The sequence below is a fragment of the Rhodopseudomonas sp. genome (genome assembly GCF_048594845.1).
GTDB lineage: Bacteria > Pseudomonadota > Alphaproteobacteria > Rhizobiales > Xanthobacteraceae > Rhodopseudomonas.
Genome location: NZ_JBMDXE010000196.1, coordinates 1 through 18,543, shown reverse-complemented (window position 1 = coordinate 18,543; position 18,543 = coordinate 1). Strand labels below are relative to the sequence as shown.

The window sequence follows — 18,543 nt, the reverse complement described above, 5'->3', positions numbered from 1 at the left end:
GCGATCTGCACGCTGTCGCTGTCGTTCAACAATGACGGCCCGCTCGGCACCTTCTTCCGCTACATCTGCGACAACGGCACCTACATCGCCCGCTACGACGATCTGGTGAACGGCAAGGAAGAGAAGATCGACGTCTCCAAGCTCGACGTCTCGATGAACGGCATCGAGCTGCAGGACCGCGAATTCTTCGCTGCGATCCGCGAAGGCCGCGAACCCAACGCCTCGGTCGCCCAGGTGCTGCCCTGCTACCAGGTGCTGCACGACCTCGACCAGCAGCTCGCGAAGGGCTGATACGTCACACGCTTCTTTGCGTCATTGCGAGGAGGCACCCGGATCGGCGCTTCGCGCCGTCCGGGCACAGGCTCCGCCGACGAAACAATCCAGTCCGGTGCGTGGAGCTGGATTGCTTCGCTTCGCTCGCAATGACAGGGGCTTTGTGTTCTTCTTCCTGATACGTGACGCCGATCACGCGTTCGGTTGAGTTTCCCCAACGGAACCATAGATGCCTCATCGGGGTTGTCCCGCAGCGGCCGCGGTGCGGCCATATGAGGCGGAGGTTTCCGATGTTTCAGCGTAGCATCCGGCAGTCCGGCGTTCGCGCCGTGGCAATTGCGACCGTTGCAGCTCTTGGTCTCGCGGGCTTACAGCCGACGGCTGCCTTCGCTGCGCCAAAGGCGTCCGACACGGCGCCAGCGGTGACCCGGCACGACATCACCGATTTCAGCGCCCGCAAGAAGCGCTATGTGCGCCGGGGCGGCGGCGGCAATGCCGCGGCAGCGGCCGCTTTCGCCGGCATCATCGGCACGGTTGGCGCGATCGCAGCCAGTCAGGCCCGCCGCGATTACTATGACAGCTACGGCCCGCGTTATTACGGCCCCGGCTATGGCTACTACGGTGGGCCGGCCTACGGCGGCTATCCGGGTTACGGCTACTACGACCCTTATTGATCACTTCAGCACAACGGAATAGCCGCCAGCGCGGCTTTTCCGCCTCCCAACGTTGCGTTGAGTTAACGCCACCGACATCCAGTTGCGCTAGGCTGACCGAATGAGCGATTCGGTCGAACGGCTTTATCAGGCGGTGCTGGCGGCACGGGATCTAGATCCTGCGACTTCCAGAACAGCCCGCCTGTTCCGCAGCGGCTCCGGCAAGATGGCCAAGAAGCTCGCCGAGGAGGCGATCGAGGTGGTCATCGACGCGATCAATGGCAACCGCGACGCGGTGATCCGCGAAAGCGCGGATCTGATCTACAACCTCACCGTCCTGTGGGCTTCGGCCGGCGTACGCCCCGAAGACGTTTGGCGGGAGATGAGCCGGCGTGAGACCCTGTTGGGCATCGCCGAGAAACTTCCCAAGCCGGGCGTAAAGGTCGCCAAGCCAGGTCCCCGCCGGCCGTCGCGGCGGCCGATTGCCGCAATGGAGACCCGGGCGGTCCGCAAGCGGCACTGACGGCGCTATTCCCGGGCGCCGTCACATTTGTGGCATGGACAAAGCGGCTCCGGGATGGTTGATCGCCGCCCATGCTGAGACGAATCTACGACTGGTGCATCGACGCCGCCCACAAGCCCTACGCGCTGTGGATCCTCGGAATGGTCTCCTTCGCGGAGAGCTCGTTCTTCCCGATCCCGCCGGATGTGATGCTGATTCCGATGTCGCTGGCGCGGCCGGAGCGGGCGTGGTTCTACGCCGTCCTGTGCACCATCACGTCGGTCGCGGGCGGCGTGGTCGGCTACCTGATCGGCGCCCTGCTGTACGACTCGGTCGGCCACTGGCTGATCCAGCTCTACGGCTACGGCGACAAGGTCGAGGCGTTCCGTGCCGGCTATGCCGAATGGGGCGCCTGGATCATCCTGCTGAAGGGCCTGACGCCGATCCCCTACAAGCTGGTGACGATCACCTCCGGGTTCGCCGGCTACGACATCTGGCTGTTCATCCTGTTCTCGTTCATTGCCCGCGGAGGCCGGTTCTTCATCGTCGCCATCGTGCTCAACCGCTGGGGCGACGTGATCCGCGAGCAGATCGAGAAGCGCCTGACCATGTGGGTGACGATCGGCGCCGTGGTGCTGGTGGCCGGTTTCATCATCGCCGCGCGGCTCGTCTAGAGGGTGGCGCGGCGTCTTCTCGTTGTCAGCGCAACGACCTAGGCTGCTGCCATGCAGACCTCGCTTCGTCCCTTCCTTCGGCTGCTTGCCGGCTTCGGTGCAGCAGCCGTGTTCTTGATATCGGCCAACGCGTCAGCCGACGCGCAGCAGCAGCCCTCGCCGCCGCCAGCGCCTCCTCCTCGGGAGAATCCGGGGCTGGTCAATGAAATCGGCAAGCTGCTGAAGGCGCCCGAGGCGCTGCTGCCGAGCTTCTCCTGGCCGGGCAGCCAGCCGGACGCGCCAGCGCCGGACGCTCCACCTGTCCCGCCGGCTGCCTCAGTTCCGCCCCCGCCGCCCGCTCCCCTACCGACCCTGGCCGCGCCGCCGGCCGCAGCCGCCTCGCCCATGGTGCCGGCCATGATCGACGGCCGCCAGGTGTGTCCAAGCTCGGCGAACGGCGCGGCCGATTGCGCCGCGGGGGCGACGATCCTGTGCCGCGCGAAGGGCTATCAGCAGGGCCGCAGCCTCGCGGTGGACGCCACCGAGAAGTGCTCCGCCAAGGTGCTGATCCCCGGCCGCACCCGCGAGCCGGGCGACTGCCGCACCGAAAATTTCGTGACGCGGGCTTGGTGTCAGTAGCGTCCCGGAATTTTTCGCACTTGCGTCGAACCGCTGCACTTTTCAGCAAAATGCGCCTTGCAGGCGTGTTCCTCCCTTGCTTTTGTGTCGCCGCGGTTGCACCGCCAAACACAACAAGAGGAGACTCCTGAATGCCCATGCCTGCGTTGTTCAAAGGCCGCCTGTCGATCCCGGTGATCGGCTCGCCGCTGTTCATCATTTCGACGCCCGATCTGGTGATCGCGCAGTGCAAGGCCGGCGTGGTCGGCTCGTTCCCTGCCCTGAATGCACGCCCGGCGGCGCTGCTCGACGAATGGCTGCATCGCATCAAGGAAGAGCTCGCGGCGCACGACAAGGCGCATCCGGACCGCCCCTCGGCGCCGTTCGCCGTCAACCAGATCGTGCACAAATCCAACAACCGGCTCGATGCCGATCTGGCGCTGTGCGAGAAGCACAAGGTGCCGATGCTGATCACCTCGCTCGGCGCCCGCGAAGAGCTGAACCAGGCCGCGCATAACTGGGGCGGCATCGTGTTCCACGACGTCATCAACCAGCGCTTCGCCCACAAGGCTGTCGAGAAGGGCGCCGACGGCCTGATCCTGGTGGCGGCCGGCGCCGGCGGCCATGCCGGCATGCAGTCGCCGTTCGCCTTCGTCACCGAGACGCGCTCCTGGTACGACGGCCCGATCGCGCTGTCGGGCGCCATCGGCAACGGCAAGGCGATCCGCGCCGCGCGCGTGCTCGGCGCCGACTTCGCCTATATCGGCTCGGCCTTCATCGCCACCACCGAGGCCAATGCGGTGCCGCGCTACAAGGAGATGATCACCACCTCGGGTGCCGACGACATCGTGTACTCCAATCTGTTCACCGGCGTGCACGGCAACTATCTCAAGCCGTCGATCGTCGCCGCCGGCATGGACCCGGACAATCTCGAACAGTCCGATCCGTCGAAGATGAACTTCGGCACCGACGAGGCCGGCGAGCGCGCCAAGCCGAAGGCCTGGAAGGAAATCTGGGGCGCCGGCCAGGGCATCGGCAGCATCACCGGCATCGTCCCGGTCGCCGAAATGGTCGCCCGCTTCAAGCAGGAATACGACGCCGCCATCGACGCGCCGCTGGCGTAGTTCGGCTCGCACCGTCTCGCCGCCGTCATTGCGCGGAGCGAAGCGACGAAGCAATCCAGGCCACATTTCGCGGCTCTGGATTGCTTCGCTACGCTCGCAATGACGGGGTGAGGCCCTGATTGTCGACTCGTGCTTCGGACAAAATAATGGACGCGATCTACCGTATCGACGGCAATGCGATCGAGACCAGCGGCTATGCGGCCGGGCCGTGGGATCCGACCATGCAGCACGGCTCGCCGCCGTCGGCGCTGGTCGCACATCTGGCCGAACGGATGCCGACGCCGTCGCCGATGCATGTGGTGCGGGTGACGGTCGATCTGCTGCGGCCCGTGCCGGTCGGCCCGCTCACCTTCGAGACAGAAGTGCTGCGCGAAGGCCGCAAGATTCAGCTCTGCGGCGTGCGGCTGAAATCAAACGGCGTGATCGTCGTCAACGGCACCGTGCTGAAAGTCCGCAACTCATCGCCAGAACTTCCCGACCACGTCGAGCATCCGGCGCTCGACGTGCCGCTGCCCGACGACTGCCCGGTGCTGGACGTCGGCTTCACCCGCAACCCGTTCGTCGGCGGCATGTCGCTGCGCAAGGTGCGCAACGGCTTCGGCTCGATCGGGCCGGGCGCGACCTGGTATCGGGCCGACCGGCCGCTGATCGATGGCCTGCCGACCTCGCAGCTGATGCGGGCGGTGATCGCCTCCGACTTCAGCAACGCGACCTCGTCGGTGCTCGACTTCCGGCATTGGACCTTCCTCAACGCCGATCTCAACGTCTTCCTGGCGCGCCAGCCGGTCGGCGACTGGATTCTGCTGAACTCCGAAATGTGGCTGGGCCCGGACGGCGCCGGCACGGCGGCGTCGCGGCTGGCCGATCAGCAGGGTTACTTCGGCCGGGCAATCCAGAACCTGGTAATCGAACAGCGCTGACCGCGGCGGCGGTTTAAGCGCGTATTAACCATCCCCGGACCAACTATAGGCCTGCCGCGCTGCGGCGGCCGAGATCTCGTAGCAGCCGCGCCGGCATCCCACGATCGAAGTGGACGCCGCGATGATGTTTTCGGAAAAGACTCCCGCCTCTCTCGACGAGATCAGGCTCCGCGTCGCACGGGCCCTGAACCGCAATCCGATGTGCCGCGACGTGCGGTTCGAGATCGTCGCGACGCCCCGCACCCGCAAGGGCGGCAACTGGACCATCACCATCCAGTCGGTGGCCCCTGATGCGCTGTGGGAGGCGTCCGAGATCGTCTCCGACATCCAGGAAGCCTACGAGCTCAGCGCCGCGGCCTGACGGCCGCGCGATCGCCTTCACGACGGAACCGGCCGGGCCGCCTCGCGGCGCGGCGGCATGCTCCCGCACGGCAACCAGAACGGGCTGCCGGGCCATATTTCCTCTGCATTTATGAGCGAGACAGAGTGCCGCTCGCGACGGAGACGATCTTGACCAAAGCAGCGACCCTTCTGGCCATGTTGTGCGTATTGATCGCCGGTACGGCCGCAGCGAGTATCCTGACGCGCGCCAGCGTCCCGGCCGCCGGCCCCGGCTTCGCCGGCGCTACCATCGAAACCCCGGTCGCCAACCGCGAGAGCAAGTCCGACAAGCTGCTGCTCGCCTCGCTTTCCGACGAGGCCGACGGTTCCGGCACGGACGCGGCCGCCATGCCGGCGTCCGGCGAGGCTTCTCCTGCCAAGGACGCCGAGACCCAGGCCGACGCGAGCGACGCAGCCGCCGCGCCGCAGAAGCCGGTGCAGCTGGCCTATGCGGGCGACGAAGCCATCACTGCAGGCCCCGATACGGCCGCCAAGGTGGCCGAGCCCGCCACCAAGCTGCCGCCGGTCATCGCCACTGCGCCGGTGCAGAAGCCAAAGCCCGCAAAGCCGAAGCCGCCGGCGCTGCTCAGCGACGCGCAGATCTCGCAGATCAAGGGCCGGCTCAATCTGTCGTCGTCTCAGGAATACTACTGGCCATCGGTCGAGCAGGCGTTGCGCGCGATCGGCCGCAAGCTGCACGCGTCCCGCTACGTCGCCGAGAACGGCCCGCCGCCGATCGATCCGGACAGCGCCGAAGTGCAGCAACTGAAATACGCGGCAATGCCGCTGCTGTTCGGACTGCGCGAAGACCAGAAGCAGGAAGTCCGCAAACTCGCCCGCTCGATGGGCCTGGAGCAGGTCGCGCAGCAGATCTGAGCCGTGGCGAAACGCTTGCGCACGACCTTTTGGGCGGCAGCTACAACGCCCGCGCCGCATTGCCCTTGAACAGGATCGGCCCGGTCGGCCGGCCGATCGGCGAGCCACCGGCGGGCTCGAGGGTGATTTCAAACAGTTGATCCGGCACGGTTTCGGGCAGCGAATTCAGGTCGAGCTGAAGCGCACGGGGCTGATCGGTGAGACCGATCGATTTCGGCCCGATGGCGCGGTCCCACAGCGTCCAGACCTGCAGCGTGCGGCCGGGGGGCACGTCGATCGCGCGCAGCGGTATCAGGTCGACGCGGCCGTTGGCGAATGCATTGACGATCGCACCAGCCTGCTGGGTCTGATCGTTGACCAGCACCGCGACATACACCGGCTTGCGCTCCGCCAGCGTCGCCAATTCAGTACGAAGCTGACGTGTCGTGATCATCGCGTCGATGACCAGCACCCCGGCCATGGTCGCCGCGACCGCGGCGCCGAGGCCGGCGAAGCGCCAGAACCGGATATTGTCCCACAGCCGCGCGCCGCCCCCCTCGCTCTCGGCTCGCAGAAGGTCAGGCGACGTCTGCTGCGTCGTCGCGACGATCCGTTGCCAAAGCGCGGGGCTCGGCGGCATCTCTTCGGCCGACACGTCGAATGCCGCCAGCCGCTGACGCCAGGCTTCGACGGCTGCGGCGAACCGATCATCGGTCGCGAGTCGCCGCTCGGCCGCCTCGCGTTCCGCGCCCTCCAGCAGTCCCATGACGAATTCGGCGGCAAGCGCATCGTCGTCGTCGCGCGCGCTCATCCCATGCACTCCTGCAGCGCGAACAGGCTGCGCCGCACCCAGCTCTTGACCGTACCGAGCGGCACCTTGAGGCGTCCGGCCAGTTCGCCATGGCTCATGCCGTGCGCGTAGGCCAGCACCACGACGTCACGCCGCGGCCGCTCGATCCGTTCGAGACAGCGGCGTAGCGCGCTCTGCTCCGGCAGCCGCGCCAGCGGCGCCTCGGCATCGGGATTGAGCGCGGTGTCGTCGTCGGGCTCGTAGCGATGTTCGTCGCGATGGATGCTGAGCGCACGATTACGCACCACGGCATAAAGCCAGCCGCGCGCGCTGCCGCGTTGCCGATCGAAGCCGGCCGCGCCGTGCCAGATCCGGATGAAGGCGTCGTGCACCGCTTCCTCGGCAAGATCCCTTCGGAACAGGATGCGCCGCGCGACGCCGATCATTCGCGGCGCCTCCAGATCATAAATCACTTGCAGCGCGGCGCGATCGCCGTTCGCGCACCGCGCCAGTGCGGCCGCCAGTTGCTGCTCGCGGCCATCATCACTGTGAGCAAGATCGCTCACTCCAGCCGCAACAATCTCGGAGTCGCTCATCATTATGCCCTTGCATAATCGGCCTACTCGTTAGCTGCGGCAATTGGATGCACGCCGCACCTAAAAAATTTGCCAGGACGCTGCATCCGTTCGGCCGGCCCGACCGGTACCCGCTGTGTGATCCCGAGCAGGATCCGCACAACAGAGGGAGCAATGCCATGAAACTTCGCGCGATCTTCACCGCTTCGGCGGCCCTGTTACTTTCGTCCGCGGCCGCCAGCGCCGCGCAGGTCGCGGCCCTTATCGGCAACGACACCATCGCGATGGTCGACACCGCGCAGAAGAAAGCCATCGGTTCGGTCAAGGTGACTGGGATTTCAGGCGCGCTAATTGGTATCGACGTGCGCCCGGCCGACGGCCAGCTTTATGGCTTGGTCGACGACGGCACAGTCGTGACGATCGCGATGGACGGCAAGGCCACCGTGAAGTCGAAGCTCGATATCATGATCGCAAAGGGCGTCGCCGCCACAGTCGACTTCAACCCGGTCGCCGACCGGCTGCGGGTGATGGGCGCCGACGGCAGCAACCTGCGGGCCAATGTCGACGACGGCAAGGTCACCAAGGACGGCGACCATAAGTACGCCGACGCCGACATGCACAAGGGCGAGAAGCCGAACATCGTCGCCGGCGCCTACACCAATTCGGTGAAGGGCGCGAAGGAGACCGCGTTGTTCAACATCGACGGCAGGATCAGCGGACTGATCAAGCAGGCGCCGCCGAACGACGGAGTCCTCGCCGCGATCGGCAAGCTCGGCATCAAGGCCGACACCGTCGCGTTTGACATCTGGTCGGACGGCGCCGGCAAGAACGACGCCTGGCTGATGGCCGATGGCACGCTGTACAGCGTCGACCTCGCCACCGGCAAAGCGACCGAAGCCGCCAAGATCAGCGGCGTCAGCGGCCCGGTGAAGGACATCGCGATCATCGGGATGTAATGATCGGACTGATAGCCTGCGACCTCGCGGATAAATGCGCGAGGTCGCAATCCTTCTCGACCGTCATCCCCGCGAAGGCGGCGATCCAGTCATCCGGAGCAACGGCGTTGTGAGACGTGCTGATTACTCTTGCGCTCTGGAATACTTGGTCGCCCGGTCAAGCCGGGCGATGACGGTGGTAGAGGCCGAGCTCCGTCCACCCCTCACGCCAGATCGATCAGATACTGCAGCGCCGAGCGGCTTGGCATGAAAAAGTAGCCGCCACCGGCGACGGTGACGTAGCTGTGGATGCCGTGCAGGGTAAGCGGGCCGGCGGCAGTCGGGATCGTGAAGACGCGGCTCTCCGCCGGGTCGTCCGGCGACGACGACACGATCGGATCGGGCTCGCCGCTCAGGCCGTGGAACGACGGCGACGATACCCAGGTTTGTTGCACCAGTTCGAACTGCCGCTCGACGTCGGCGCACACTGCGACAAACAACAGCCCCTTCTCCGGCTTGCCGCCCTCGGCCGCAACGCGCTCGAACGAGCGGCCACGGCGCAGCAGGCGATGCCTTGCGGTCAATTGCTGCTGGGTCGGATCGTCCGGCTGCAGGCTGTCGCGCGGATTGGCGCGGCGGATATGCGCGCCGAACGGACAATGCAGCCCCTGCGGATCATCCTGGCCGTAGCTGAAATCATTGTCGCGGTCGTACGGATCGCGCGCATCGCTCCGCGATTTGGCGCGGCGGGTGTTGAAGCTGGTCGAATTCGGCTTGTCGACCAGCGGCACGCCATTGCGCCAGCGCCCCATCATTTTGGCCGCGACCCATTCGGCCGTCGGCGTCTCGCCGATCACCGCGGCGAGGTCGCGATACTTGCCGAGTTCGTCCGCCTTGGCCTGGGTGAAGGCGCAGAAGCCGTCGACGTCCTGGACGAATTCGCGGATCGCCAGGAAGGTGCCGTTGCGGCCGAAGTCGCGCACCGGCCGCGCCGGCGTGTCGGAGCGGAAGTTCGGATAGCGGCTCGGCAGTTCGTCCGGCAGGATCGGCAGATGATTGGCCGGATCGCTGTCGCTCGGCACCGTCGCGCTCGGCGGGAAGTAACCCTGGTTGTTGCGATAGCCGAGGATGAACTCGCCGGGCTCGACGATGTCGCGCGCCGGCACACCCTTGGCGAAACGCTGGGTGCCGCGGATCACCGGCTGCGAGATGCCGTCGACGAAACCAAAATGTTCGTAGTCGAGCGAGGTCTTCTGCTCGCCGTCGACCTCGACGGTGACCGGGCTGGTCTCGACGCTGCCGAGCAGTGCGGCGCGACCGCCGAGCAGATCGAGATGCCGGTCGAGCGCGGCGCGGCAGATTTCGGCGCTGGTCCCATAGATGAACAGCGTCGCGTCGGCGGCCGCGACCTTGGCTTGGCCATCGAGTGCCGCATCCGCCCAGCGCCAGCTATCCGGCCGCGACGAACCGGTGTCGCGCAGAATGTTGGCACGCTGCGACATGCCGATGTTGAAGGCTGTCGGGAACGTCGTCAGCCCGCTGCCGGCCGCGTCCGGCGAAAGCCCCATGCGCACGAGGCCCGATGCCGAGAACGCCAAGAAGGTCGCGACATTGTCGGGCGCATCACCGCCGGTGAACGGGCGGTCGCCGAAGGTGATCGAACCGACCGCCGGGCGCGGCGCGTCGCCGGGCCCGTGCAGCAGGCCGGCTTCCGGCATGATGGCGCGCAGCCAGGCTTTGCCGGCGCCGCGATCATCCGGCAGGCGCAGCAGCGCCGTCACGGTGTAGGGCAGCTGTCCCATGCCGCGGAACACCAGCGCCTGCACTTCCGGCGTCTCGATCGCGTCGACCGGCCGCGTCATCGAGCCGAAGCAATCCAGCCACGCACGTGCGGCGCTATCGGTCGAGGCGCGGACCAGGCCGTCGTGGATCATCGCGTTGCGACGAATCTCGTCGGTGGTCAGCTTCGGATAGCGGTTGAACCAGAACTGCGTCGGCACCTGCTGACGACGCACCCAGCGCTTGAAGCGGTCGCCGTCCTGCGCTCCGTCGTAGATCAGGAAGCGCGTGCGCGGAAAGCCGACGCCGTTGCTCCACGCGGCGGACTGGCCCGCATGCGCCTTCATCACGAAGTCTTCGAGATAGCTCTCCCAGCTGCCGTCGTAGTTGGCGAGGAACACCAGCTTGTCGGTGCCGGGCGGCCTGAACCATTTGGCCTTGTGGATCGTGCCCATGTTGAGCACGAAGCCAGGGCGATAGAAATTCGTCACCAGCTCCTTGATGCCCCACAGCGACAGCGCCAGCGTCAGCTTGCGAAACCAGCCGGGCTTCAGCGCGGTCACGGCGGTGATGTGGTTCTGCACGAAGCCTGGGTGATTCTCGCTGGCAGCGATCTCGCGCACTTTCGCCAGATCCGGATCGCGATCGTCGGGAACGTCGCGGTTCTCGTAATAGCGTAGCAGCCCAAGGAACAGGCCGCCGATCGCGGCGAGTTTCAACGCCACGATCAGCAACCCGCCGACCAGCGCCAATCCGACGCGGCCCGCATAGGTGGCGTCCGAATACGGCTCGATGGCGAAATACACCGCCTGGCTGGCGATCAGCACCAGGCCCAAGATGATCGCCCAGATCCAGCGGAAAGTCGTCGAATTCGCCATCGCCAGCAACGATTCGGTGCCGGACCGCGGCGTCCAGTCGGAGATCTGCAGACGCCGACGGCTCGGTCGGATCAAGTAGGTGGTGAACGCGGCGCCGCGCGCGAACAGCGCCTGCAGCCGCGCCTTGCGGGGCGACTCCGGCGACTGATCGATCAGCCGCTTCAGCTCCGGATCCTGCTTGATCAGCTTGCGGAAGTAGCCGATCGCCACCATGGCGCGGCTGCCGAGGCAGGCATGTTTCTCAAGATACTCTTCGAGCGCGTCGGTCGCGAACTGCGCCAGCTCACGCTGCCGCACGATATCGGCGACGGCGAATTCCGGCGTGCCATTGAAGTTGAGCCCGATCGCGCCCCACGGACGGGTCTGCAGGTCCAGCATGTTGTCGCGCAGGATGTCGAGCAGCGGCGTGCGCGGCGGTGCATCGGCGTGGGCGAAGATCGGCGACAGCCAGTCGCCGGCCACGTCAGCCACGGCGCGCAGCGCAATCTCGGGCGAGCCGTCGACGTTGAGTTCGAGCAGCAGATGCGGCGATGGCTTGTTCGGCTCACCCGCCTCGATCAGCGTCATCGACGCGAAGTGGACGATGTCGGTGGACGACAGTGCCGCCACCACGTCCGGCCGCGCCGGATTGCCGAGCGCCTCGATCTGACCGCGCAGCGCGGCGAGATCGGTCTCGGCCCGCACCGGCGCGCAGATGATCACCATGTTCTGCGCCTGCGGCGCCACGGCGGGCTCGAACTCCATATCGAGCCGGCGCGGGAAAGGACCGACCCAGCCGATCGCGCCGGCGCTGCCCGCAGCGGTACGCAGGTTCGGCTGCTTCAACAGTCCACGAAACACTTCGCCGATCTGCGCGATCGCCACATGCATGCCGAGGCAGGCGTGGACGCCGTCGCCGAACATCAGGCTCGACGGATTCGGGCGATCGGCCCTGAATTCCCCCGGCGCAACGAAGGCGCGCCTGTCGCGCAGCGCCGACATCGTTGCCACCATCAGCACCGAGCCGGCCTTCACGCGCTTCTGCCGCTTGGTGTTGTGGGCGATCACGCCGTCCTGGCGCGCGTAGCGCCACTGTCCCGGCGCCAGCGCCGGATTCAGCCGGCCGGCCTCGAGCAGGATCGATTCCAGCCCCGCGATGTCGTCCGCCTGCGCACGCGCGATCGCGTCCTGCCAAACCGTCGGCCGGCGCATCAGCTCATCGAGGATCTTGCCGGCGGCCAGCGTGTTGGTCGGAATGAAGCCGGTGACGAGTCCGACCACGATGGCGCGGATCTCGCCCTCGGTCACCGCACCGTCATTGAGCTGCCCGACAAGCCGGCCGATCACCGTTTCGGTTTCCGGCACCGCCTTGGCGCGCGCGATCGCGCGGTCGATCACCTCCCGGATCTGCGCAGCGCCGTTGAGGGCCAGTTGCCGCGTCTCGGCGTTGCCGAACGGATCGGCAAACAGCAGCGCCGAGATCGACATTGCCCATTCGGCGAAGGCGTCGGGATTGTCGGGATCGAGGCCGAAATAGCTGCAACAGGTCTCGGTCGCGACCCGCGTCATCAGATCCTTCATCACGTCGATGCGTCCGCCGGAGCCGTCGACCAGGATCTGCGTGTAGTGCGCCGCGAGCGTGCGGATGCGGTCTAGATCGGCCGGACGCAGCACGCTGCGGATGATCGCGTTCTGCCGGTCGTGCTCCGGGCCCTCGAGTCCGAGCACGAAGTTGGTGCCGCCGGCGAGCTCGGTCTTCTCCAGGCCGTACGTCACCTCGAACAGATCCGGCCGGGCCAACACTTCGCGCACGTCGCTGTCGCGCGTCACGATAACGAGCCGGCCGAATTGCGGATTGGGCCAGAATTCACGAAAGAGATACAGCGCCCCCCGCATCGCCGACGCGAGGGCTTTGGTGGTCCAGCGCTTCAGCGTGGTGTCGGCGCCGAGGTTGTTCAGATCGAAGGGACGTGGAGACGAAGGAGCGGTGTCGGACTGGGCTTTCTTGATCGCGTCATAATACTTGAGCGTGAGCATCCATCACCTCAAACAAAGACATAAAAAAATATACGTCGCCGGTCAGTGCGGCAGAAACTGTTCGGAGGCCTCCGAAGTGTCGCGCTCCAGCCAATTCGCCTCGCGGCCGGGCACCATTTTCAAGCCTTCGACAAAATGGTCAATCCATGATCTTTCGACAAAGGGCAGCCAATCGAGATACTGCTTTGAAAAATTCGGCTTGACAGCAAGTAGCTCGTCCGTCGCCACACGCGCTGCGCCGACATTGCCGCTGCGCGCCAGCGCATTGATCTTGAGCACGTGTGCGTACCAATAGGCCGGACGGCGCGCCAGCGACAGCGACGCATGCTCGATCGCTTCGGCCCAACGCTCCAGCATGGTGTAGGACAGCGCCAGCTCGCCGAGCGCATAGAACAGATTCGGATCGTTGGAGCTCAGCCGCAGCGATGCCTTGAGGTGATCGATCGCCTTGGCCGGCTCGCCGCCGAGATTGTAGCAGCCGCCGAGCTGCGCATGCGCCAGCGTCAGGCTGGGATTGAGCGCGATCGCGTGCTGCAGCAGCGTCTTGGCTTCATCCTGATGGCGCAGCCACATCTCGGCGATGCCGGCGAGCATGAAGCCGCGGCCGTCGTCGGGATCGGCCAGGCACGCCTGCTGTGCCAGCTTGCGCATTCGCAGCACCTGATCCTGCGGCTGACGCCCCGCCCAGATCGACCACGCCAGCGCCGACGTGGTCTGAATCAGCGCCTCGGGCGACGCCGGATCGAGCGCCAGCGCCTCGGCGAACAGCTTCTGCGCCATCTCGGAATCGGTGCGGGTCAGGCGGTTGAGATGCCACCGGCCGCGCCAGATCAGATCGCTGACGCCGAGCGTGTCCTGCCGTTTGTTGCGGATGCGGATCTGCTCGGCATGCTCGATGCGCGTCTCGAGCTGCGCCACCAGTTCGTTGACGAACTGCTCGAGCTCATCGCGCAACGCCGGCGATTGCAGCGTGAAGCGCCGCGACCAGATCGCGTAGCCGGTCGCGGCCTCCGACAGGCTGGCGGAAACGCCGAACGACTCATAGGCGCGGTACAGATGCCCTTCGACCAGATAATGCGCGCCCAGCCGCTGGCCGATCAGCTTGCGGTCGATCGACTCGGAAAACGAGAAGCTCGAACTGCGCGCGATCACCGGCAGCCAGCGGATGCGTGACAGGCCGACGATCAACTCCTCGCTGATGCCTTCGGCGAGATAATCCAAGGTCTCCTCGCCGGTCACATTGGTGAACGGCAGCACCGCGATCGCCTGGTTGCCGCTGAATCCGATCAGCGGCTGGCTGGTATCGAGGATGTAGCTCGGCAGCGCGCCGGGCATCGGCGCCGCGGCGGCGCCGCGCAGACCGCGCGTCAGCGTGGCGCGCTGCTCACGCAGCCAGTCGCGAAAGCCGGCTTCGCCCGGAATGTCGAGGCCTTCGAGAAACTCGGCGGCGAAGCGCGGATCGGCCGTCGGCTGGAGCGCATCGACCTCGATCAGATCGAGCCGCAGCCGGACACGATCGCGATCGCTGACCAGCAATTCGACATCGCCGACGTTCAGCACTTTGCGAAGGTTGGACAATTCGCGCCGCAGGCTGCCCGCCGCCTCCGCGTGGCGCCGTGAGCCCCACAGCCGATCCTGCAACCAGCCGCGAGTCCGCTCGCCGTCGCGCGACATCGCCAGCATTGCGACGACGGCCGTCCCCTTTTTGCTGGAAATTTCGATGCGCTCGCCTGTCCGGGGAACCAGTTGAAAAGGCCCCAGCAGGTTCATCGTGAAAAGCGCGGCCCTCGCAGTCATACCTTCCGTCACCTGTATCCAACCTACGATAGCATTTTTCACGGCGGGTTCACGCCGTTTTCACGCCGGACTGCCCTCGATAAGAAGACTTAGAGGATGGCGATAAGGAAAATACACGTGGCGCTGTTCCGCAGGGCGAAATTCTTCGGAAGAGCATCAGGAGAGGCCGCCGGTCGCTTGGCAGAATGCCAGCGTCCCGCATGCGAGTAGTTCGCGTGTTGATGTGCGGCGACGCGAGTGCGGGCGGGGTGCGATGGTAGGGGTAGTTGGCGCAGAATTCCAGCAGGAAATTCTGTTCGCATTCGGCGGCGGTGATGCCGAAATTACTATCGCGGTGTTGGATGGTCCGGTCGACCGAACCCATGATTGTTTCCGCGGCGCCCGGCTGGTGCCGCTCGATACCCCGGCCGCCGCGCAGTGCGCGGACGGTCCCGCGACGGCGCAGGGGACGCACATCGCCAGCCTGATCTTCGGCCAGCCATGTAGTTCGGTCGAAGGCGTAGCGCCGCTGTGCCGCGGACTGATCGCCCCGATCTTCCGCGATGACAGGCCCAGCTGCACGCAGGCGGACCTCGCGCAGGCGATCGAGATGGCGATCGATCACGGCGCCCATATTCTGCATATCAGCGGTGGATTGTTCGAGGGACGGCGGCAGCCGACCGATGCGCTGATCGCCGCGGTCGAGCGCTGCAACGCCAACAATGTGCTGATCGTCGTCGGCGGTGCCCGCGATGGCTGCGGCAGCCTGCTGCTTCGATGCGGCGCGACCCGGATGCTGCCGGTCGTCGCCATCGACCGGCGCGGGCGCCTGATCGGAGGCGGCGACCTCAGCCTGCGCAACATCGGCATCGCGGTGCCCGGCGCAGCGCTGGTCGGCGCGGCCCTCGAAGGCAGCAACAGCGTCCGACGCGGCGCGAACTACGCGGCGGCGTTGATCGCCGGCGTGGCCGGCCTGCTGCTCGGTGCCCAGAGTCAGCAAGGCCAGACGCCCGATCCGGGTGCGGCGGGCGAAGCGATCCTGAACAGCGCGACGCCACGCATGGCCGACCGCGCCCAGGAATGCCAGCGCGCCTGGATCGGGCGCGCCAATATCGAAGCCGCAGCAGCCCGCCTCACCGGGGTGGTGCAGGATACTGCAGCGGCCTCACCGTTCGGGCTGTGGCATCGTGCACAGACCAGCTCGCGGCAGTCCGATCACGCCGCGTTCCGGCCGCGGGCGTGACCCTGCCACCAGGCTTCCAGCGCATCCGCGTCCGGCGGCAGAGACACTGACAGGCCGCCGGCGAAGTCGTCCCAGACGGCTTCGGCTTTCGGCGTCACCACGCAGGCGACCGGCACGCCGGCCGCCACCGCCGCCTGGAACGCCGACATCAGCCCGCCACGCTGCGCTTCCTGACCACCGAACCGGCTCAGCACCACCAGCTCCGGCTTGCCGGCGAGCGCGCGCTCGACTGCGCCGGCCGCCAGTGCCAATGACGACGAATTGAGGTTGCAAGCCTGCGAGCCCGAGCCGAGATCCTGATGCATCGCGTAGCGCTCGCCGGTGGCGACGTCGATCAGCTCGCTGCGGCACTCGCAGCCTTCGTGGCCGCCCTCGCCATGTCCACCCTCGCCATGCCCGCCGCCGGGATGGCCGCGACCGGTGTCTTCCGGCGGCACGATGACGCCGACCACGGCGACGCCCTCGGCCTTGCGGCGGAGCGCAAAGGCGGTCAGCACATCGGCGGCCGGCGTGCCGGGGCCACCGCGCACCGCCGCGATTGCCATCGATTGATTGCTTTGCAACGACATTGTCTGATCTCCTCCATGCCGCGCGGACGCGCGACGTCGCAGTCCCCACACGATTGGTAATCGTGTAGCTGACAGCGCCGTGCGTCGTGGCGCTGAGGAGCACTATGCGAAGGCCGTGCCGGATCGCCGTGCGACGGTGGCTGTTACTTCGGCGGCTCGCTGATGGCGCGTTCCGGCGCCAGCGCCACGCCCTTGACCTGCGCGAACACGTCGAGCCCCTCTGCGAGTTGCAGCTGATCCCAAGACCGCCGCGTGACCCGCGCCAGCAGCCGCGCGCCGTTGCCGCCCGGCCCGAGCGCCAGGACGACCAGCACTTCATTCGGGCCGATCGCCGATGTCGAAACTATGCGGACCGCGAGCGCATTCAGGATCGAGGTCTCGCGCGGCGCGGCGCTTGACAGGCTGACGTCTCCCGCCGCGATGCGGATGCGACGGCGTTCGCCGGGCGCCACCGGCGCCGACGGCACCAGCAGCCGCCCACCATCGAGCCGCAGGGTCAGCAGCCCGTACTCGGCATCGTAGGCTTCCGATGTCGCGTCCATGTTCACCGCGGCATCGCGCGACGTCGCCAGTGGCAACGCCGGATTGCTCTGCAGCTCGGACAAGGGTCCGACGCCGATCACCTGACCGGCCCGCATCAGGACGAGATAGTCCGCGAGCCGCTCGATCTCGGTCATGTCGTGGCTGACATAGATCACCGGCAGCAGCAGCCGGGCGTGCAACCGCTCGAGAAACGGCAGGATCTCGTCCTTGGTGAGCCGGTCGAGCGCCGACAGCGGCTCATCCATCAGCAACAATTTCGGCTGCGACAGCAGCGCGCGGCCGATCGCAACGCGCTGGCGTTCGCCGCCGGACAGATTGCGCGGCGCGCGTTGCAACAGCCGCGCGAGGCCGAGCAACTCGATCACTTCGTCGAATGCGATGTCGCCGGGAAGCGGACCGGCCTTCCGCTTCGGCGCGCCGTACATCAGATTGTCCCGCACCGTCAGGTGCCGAAACAAGCTGGCTTCCTGAAAGACGTAGCCGATCGGCCGCTGATGCGGCTTGAGGAACGTCGTATCGTCCTGCCAGACGTCGCCATCGACTTCGCACAGGCTGCCGGGCAGATGCTGCAGTCCGGCGAGACAGCGCAGCACGGTCGACTTGCCGCAGCCCGACGGGCCGAACAGGCCGGTGATCCCAGCCGCCGGCACGCTGAACGATGCATCGAGCGCAAAGCCGCCGAGCCGGCCGCGGAATTCGCCCCGAATACTGCGTGGTGCTGTCGCTCTCATTGGCGAAGCCGTGCGGTGCGTTTTTCCAGCATCATCATGGTGAGGATCACCACGAAGGCGAACGCCGCCATGCCGCCCGCGAGGATATTGGCCTCGCGCCATTGCGACGTTTCGACATAGTCGTAGATCGCCACCGACAGCACCTTGGTACGTCCCGGAATGGTGCCGCCGATCATCAGCACGATGCCGAACTCGCCGACCGTGTGGGCGAAGCCGAGCACCGCGCCGGCGAGAAAGCCGGGCCGCGCCAACGGCACCGCCACGGTCCAAAACGCCTTCAGCGGCGAGGCGCGCAGCGTCGCCGCGACTTCAAGCGGCCGATCACCGATTGCATCAAACGCGTTGCGGATCGGCTGCACCACGAACGGCATCGAGTAAATGACCGAGCCGAACACCAGGCCGCCGAAGGTGAAGGCCAGCGTACGCCCGCCCCACAGCGACGCCAGCGCCCCGCCCGGCCCGTCCGGCCCCATCAGCACCAAGAGATAGAAGCCCAGCACCGTCGGCGGCAGCACCAGCGGCATCGCCACCACGGCGGCGACGCCCTCCTTCCACGCCGCCTTCGACCGCGCCAACCACCACGCGATCGGCGTGCCAACGATCAGCAGAATCACCGTGGTGATCACCGCGAGTTCGACGGTGAGCCAGACCGGCTGCCAGATGTCGGGGGGAAGATTCGTCATCGCGACGTACTGAACCCATCGCTAGGCACTGCGCTAACCTCTCCCC

General features: G+C 66.6%; 17 protein-coding genes and 1 pseudogene. 11 read left to right on the top strand and 7 right to left on the bottom strand.

Annotated elements, in window-relative coordinates; translation table 11 throughout:
* The 9 genes and pseudogenes from ACOJTD_RS12830 to ACOJTD_RS12790 all read left to right on the top strand — a co-directional run.
* A pseudogene (locus ACOJTD_RS12830) lies at positions 1–291 on the top strand (oxidoreductase); the annotation flags it as partial.
* A gap of 272 nt (positions 292–563) precedes the next feature.
* Positions 564–947, top strand: a complete 384-nt coding sequence (locus ACOJTD_RS12825; protein WP_420133291.1) for a hypothetical protein — start codon at positions 564–566, stop codon at positions 945–947.
* 100 nt (positions 948–1,047) lie between these two features.
* On the top strand, positions 1,048–1,449 hold the full coding sequence (gene hisE / locus ACOJTD_RS12820) for a phosphoribosyl-ATP diphosphatase (RefSeq protein WP_420133290.1): 402 nt from the start codon (positions 1,048–1,050) through the stop codon (positions 1,447–1,449).
* 71 nt (positions 1,450–1,520) lie between these two features.
* Positions 1,521–2,102, top strand: coding sequence for a YqaA family protein (locus ACOJTD_RS12815; protein WP_420133289.1), 582 nt, complete (start codon positions 1,521–1,523; stop codon positions 2,100–2,102).
* 51 nt (positions 2,103–2,153) lie between these two features.
* Positions 2,154–2,720 carry a hypothetical protein gene (locus ACOJTD_RS12810; RefSeq protein WP_420133288.1) on the top strand — a complete coding sequence of 189 codons (567 nt, stop codon included), beginning with the start codon at positions 2,154–2,156 and terminating at the stop codon, positions 2,718–2,720.
* 131 nt (positions 2,721–2,851) lie between these two features.
* The gene (locus ACOJTD_RS12805) at positions 2,852–3,823 is read left to right on the top strand and encodes an NAD(P)H-dependent flavin oxidoreductase (RefSeq protein WP_420133287.1); all 972 of its coding nucleotides are present in this window, start codon (positions 2,852–2,854) and stop codon (positions 3,821–3,823) included.
* 146 nt (positions 3,824–3,969) lie between these two features.
* Positions 3,970–4,743: a thioesterase family protein gene (locus ACOJTD_RS12800; RefSeq protein ID WP_420133286.1), complete on the top strand. Its 774-nt coding sequence runs from the start codon at positions 3,970–3,972 to the stop codon at positions 4,741–4,743.
* 121 nt (positions 4,744–4,864) lie between these two features.
* Positions 4,865–5,104 carry a hypothetical protein gene (locus ACOJTD_RS12795; protein WP_420133285.1) on the top strand — a complete coding sequence of 80 codons (240 nt, stop codon included), beginning with the start codon at positions 4,865–4,867 and terminating at the stop codon, positions 5,102–5,104.
* A 149-nt stretch (positions 5,105–5,253) separates the two neighbouring features.
* Entirely contained in the window at positions 5,254–6,000 is a 747-nt protein-coding gene (locus tag ACOJTD_RS12790) for a hypothetical protein (RefSeq protein WP_420133284.1), read from the top strand.
* Positions 6,001–6,040: 40 nt separating this feature from the next.
* On the opposite strand, the gene ACOJTD_RS12785 is transcribed toward ACOJTD_RS12790, so the two are convergent.
* Complete coding sequence (locus tag ACOJTD_RS12785) at positions 6,041–6,790, bottom strand: anti-sigma factor (RefSeq protein WP_420133283.1); 750 nt, start codon at positions 6,788–6,790, stop codon at positions 6,041–6,043.
* On the bottom strand, positions 6,787–7,365 hold the full coding sequence (locus ACOJTD_RS12780; protein ID WP_420133282.1) for a sigma-70 family RNA polymerase sigma factor: 579 nt from the start codon (positions 7,363–7,365) through the stop codon (positions 6,787–6,789). Before ACOJTD_RS12780 ends, ACOJTD_RS12785 begins: the two co-directional genes overlap by 4 nt.
* Positions 7,366–7,523: 158 nt before the next feature.
* On the opposite strand from ACOJTD_RS12780, the gene ACOJTD_RS12775 reads away from it, so the two are divergent.
* Positions 7,524–8,300 (top strand): DUF4394 domain-containing protein, encoded by a 777-nt coding sequence (locus ACOJTD_RS12775; RefSeq protein ID WP_420133281.1) that lies wholly within the window; start codon positions 7,524–7,526, stop codon positions 8,298–8,300.
* A 203-nt stretch (positions 8,301–8,503) separates the two neighbouring features.
* Here the strand turns inward: ACOJTD_RS12775 and ACOJTD_RS12770 are convergent, their stop codons facing one another.
* The gene (locus ACOJTD_RS12770; RefSeq protein WP_420133280.1) at positions 8,504–12,952 is read right to left on the bottom strand and encodes a cytochrome P450; all 4,449 of its coding nucleotides are present in this window, start codon (positions 12,950–12,952) and stop codon (positions 8,504–8,506) included.
* A gap of 42 nt (positions 12,953–12,994) precedes the next feature.
* A complete protein-coding gene (locus ACOJTD_RS12765) occupies positions 12,995–14,635 on the bottom strand; it encodes a hypothetical protein (protein WP_420133279.1) in 1,641 nt (546 codons plus the stop codon).
* A 367-nt stretch (positions 14,636–15,002) separates the two neighbouring features.
* Between ACOJTD_RS12765 and ACOJTD_RS12760 the strand changes: the two genes are divergently transcribed.
* Positions 15,003–15,971 (top strand): S8 family serine peptidase, encoded by a 969-nt coding sequence (locus tag ACOJTD_RS12760; RefSeq protein ID WP_420133278.1) that lies wholly within the window; start codon positions 15,003–15,005, stop codon positions 15,969–15,971.
* Here the strand turns inward: ACOJTD_RS12760 and ACOJTD_RS12755 are convergent.
* The 3 genes from ACOJTD_RS12755 to modB all read right to left on the bottom strand — a co-directional run bounded on the left by ACOJTD_RS12755 (position 15,944) and on the right by modB (position 18,497).
* Positions 15,944–16,540: a DUF2478 domain-containing protein gene (locus ACOJTD_RS12755; protein WP_420133277.1), complete on the bottom strand. Its 597-nt coding sequence runs from the start codon at positions 16,538–16,540 to the stop codon at positions 15,944–15,946. The genes ACOJTD_RS12760 and ACOJTD_RS12755 overlap by 28 nt on opposite strands.
* 143 nt (positions 16,541–16,683) lie before the next feature.
* Positions 16,684–17,814, bottom strand: coding sequence for a molybdenum ABC transporter ATP-binding protein (modC, locus tag ACOJTD_RS12750; protein WP_420133276.1), 1,131 nt, complete (start codon positions 17,812–17,814; stop codon positions 16,684–16,686).
* Positions 17,811–18,497 carry a molybdate ABC transporter permease subunit gene (gene modB / locus ACOJTD_RS12745; protein WP_420133275.1) on the bottom strand — a complete coding sequence of 229 codons (687 nt, stop codon included), beginning with the start codon at positions 18,495–18,497 and terminating at the stop codon, positions 17,811–17,813. Before modB ends, modC begins: the two co-directional genes overlap by 4 nt.
* Positions 18,498–18,543 lie beyond the last annotated feature (46 nt).

Excerpts from the sequence above, each read along its gene's own strand:
- ACOJTD_RS12825 (WP_420133291.1), top strand. The coding sequence starts at position 564 with ATGTTTCAGCGTAGCATCCGGCAGTCCGGCGTTCGCGCCGTGGCAATT.
- hisE (WP_420133290.1), top strand. The coding sequence starts at position 1,048 with ATGAGCGATTCGGTCGAACGGCTTTATCAGGCGGTGCTGGCGGCACGG.
- ACOJTD_RS12815 (WP_420133289.1), top strand. The coding sequence starts at position 1,521 with ATGCTGAGACGAATCTACGACTGGTGCATCGACGCCGCCCACAAGCCC.
- ACOJTD_RS12810 (WP_420133288.1), top strand. The coding sequence starts at position 2,154 with ATGCAGACCTCGCTTCGTCCCTTCCTTCGGCTGCTTGCCGGCTTCGGT.
- ACOJTD_RS12805 (WP_420133287.1), top strand. The coding sequence starts at position 2,852 with ATGCCCATGCCTGCGTTGTTCAAAGGCCGCCTGTCGATCCCGGTGATC.
- ACOJTD_RS12800 (WP_420133286.1), top strand. The coding sequence starts at position 3,970 with ATGGACGCGATCTACCGTATCGACGGCAATGCGATCGAGACCAGCGGC.
- ACOJTD_RS12795 (WP_420133285.1), top strand. The coding sequence starts at position 4,865 with ATGATGTTTTCGGAAAAGACTCCCGCCTCTCTCGACGAGATCAGGCTC.
- ACOJTD_RS12785 (WP_420133283.1), bottom strand. The coding sequence starts at position 6,790 with ATGAGCGCGCGCGACGACGACGATGCGCTTGCCGCCGAATTCGTCATG.
- ACOJTD_RS12780 (WP_420133282.1), bottom strand. The coding sequence starts at position 7,365 with ATGAGCGACTCCGAGATTGTTGCGGCTGGAGTGAGCGATCTTGCTCAC.
- ACOJTD_RS12775 (WP_420133281.1), top strand. The coding sequence starts at position 7,524 with ATGAAACTTCGCGCGATCTTCACCGCTTCGGCGGCCCTGTTACTTTCG.
- ACOJTD_RS12770 (WP_420133280.1), bottom strand. The coding sequence starts at position 12,952 with ATGCTCACGCTCAAGTATTATGACGCGATCAAGAAAGCCCAGTCCGAC.
- ACOJTD_RS12765 (WP_420133279.1), bottom strand. The coding sequence starts at position 14,635 with ATGCTGGCGATGTCGCGCGACGGCGAGCGGACTCGCGGCTGGTTGCAG.
- ACOJTD_RS12760 (WP_420133278.1), top strand. The coding sequence starts at position 15,003 with ATGGTAGGGGTAGTTGGCGCAGAATTCCAGCAGGAAATTCTGTTCGCA.
- ACOJTD_RS12755 (WP_420133277.1), bottom strand. The coding sequence starts at position 16,540 with ATGTCGTTGCAAAGCAATCAATCGATGGCAATCGCGGCGGTGCGCGGT.
- modC (WP_420133276.1), bottom strand. The coding sequence starts at position 17,814 with ATGAGAGCGACAGCACCACGCAGTATTCGGGGCGAATTCCGCGGCCGG.
- modB (WP_420133275.1), bottom strand. The coding sequence starts at position 18,497 with ATGACGAATCTTCCCCCCGACATCTGGCAGCCGGTCTGGCTCACCGTC.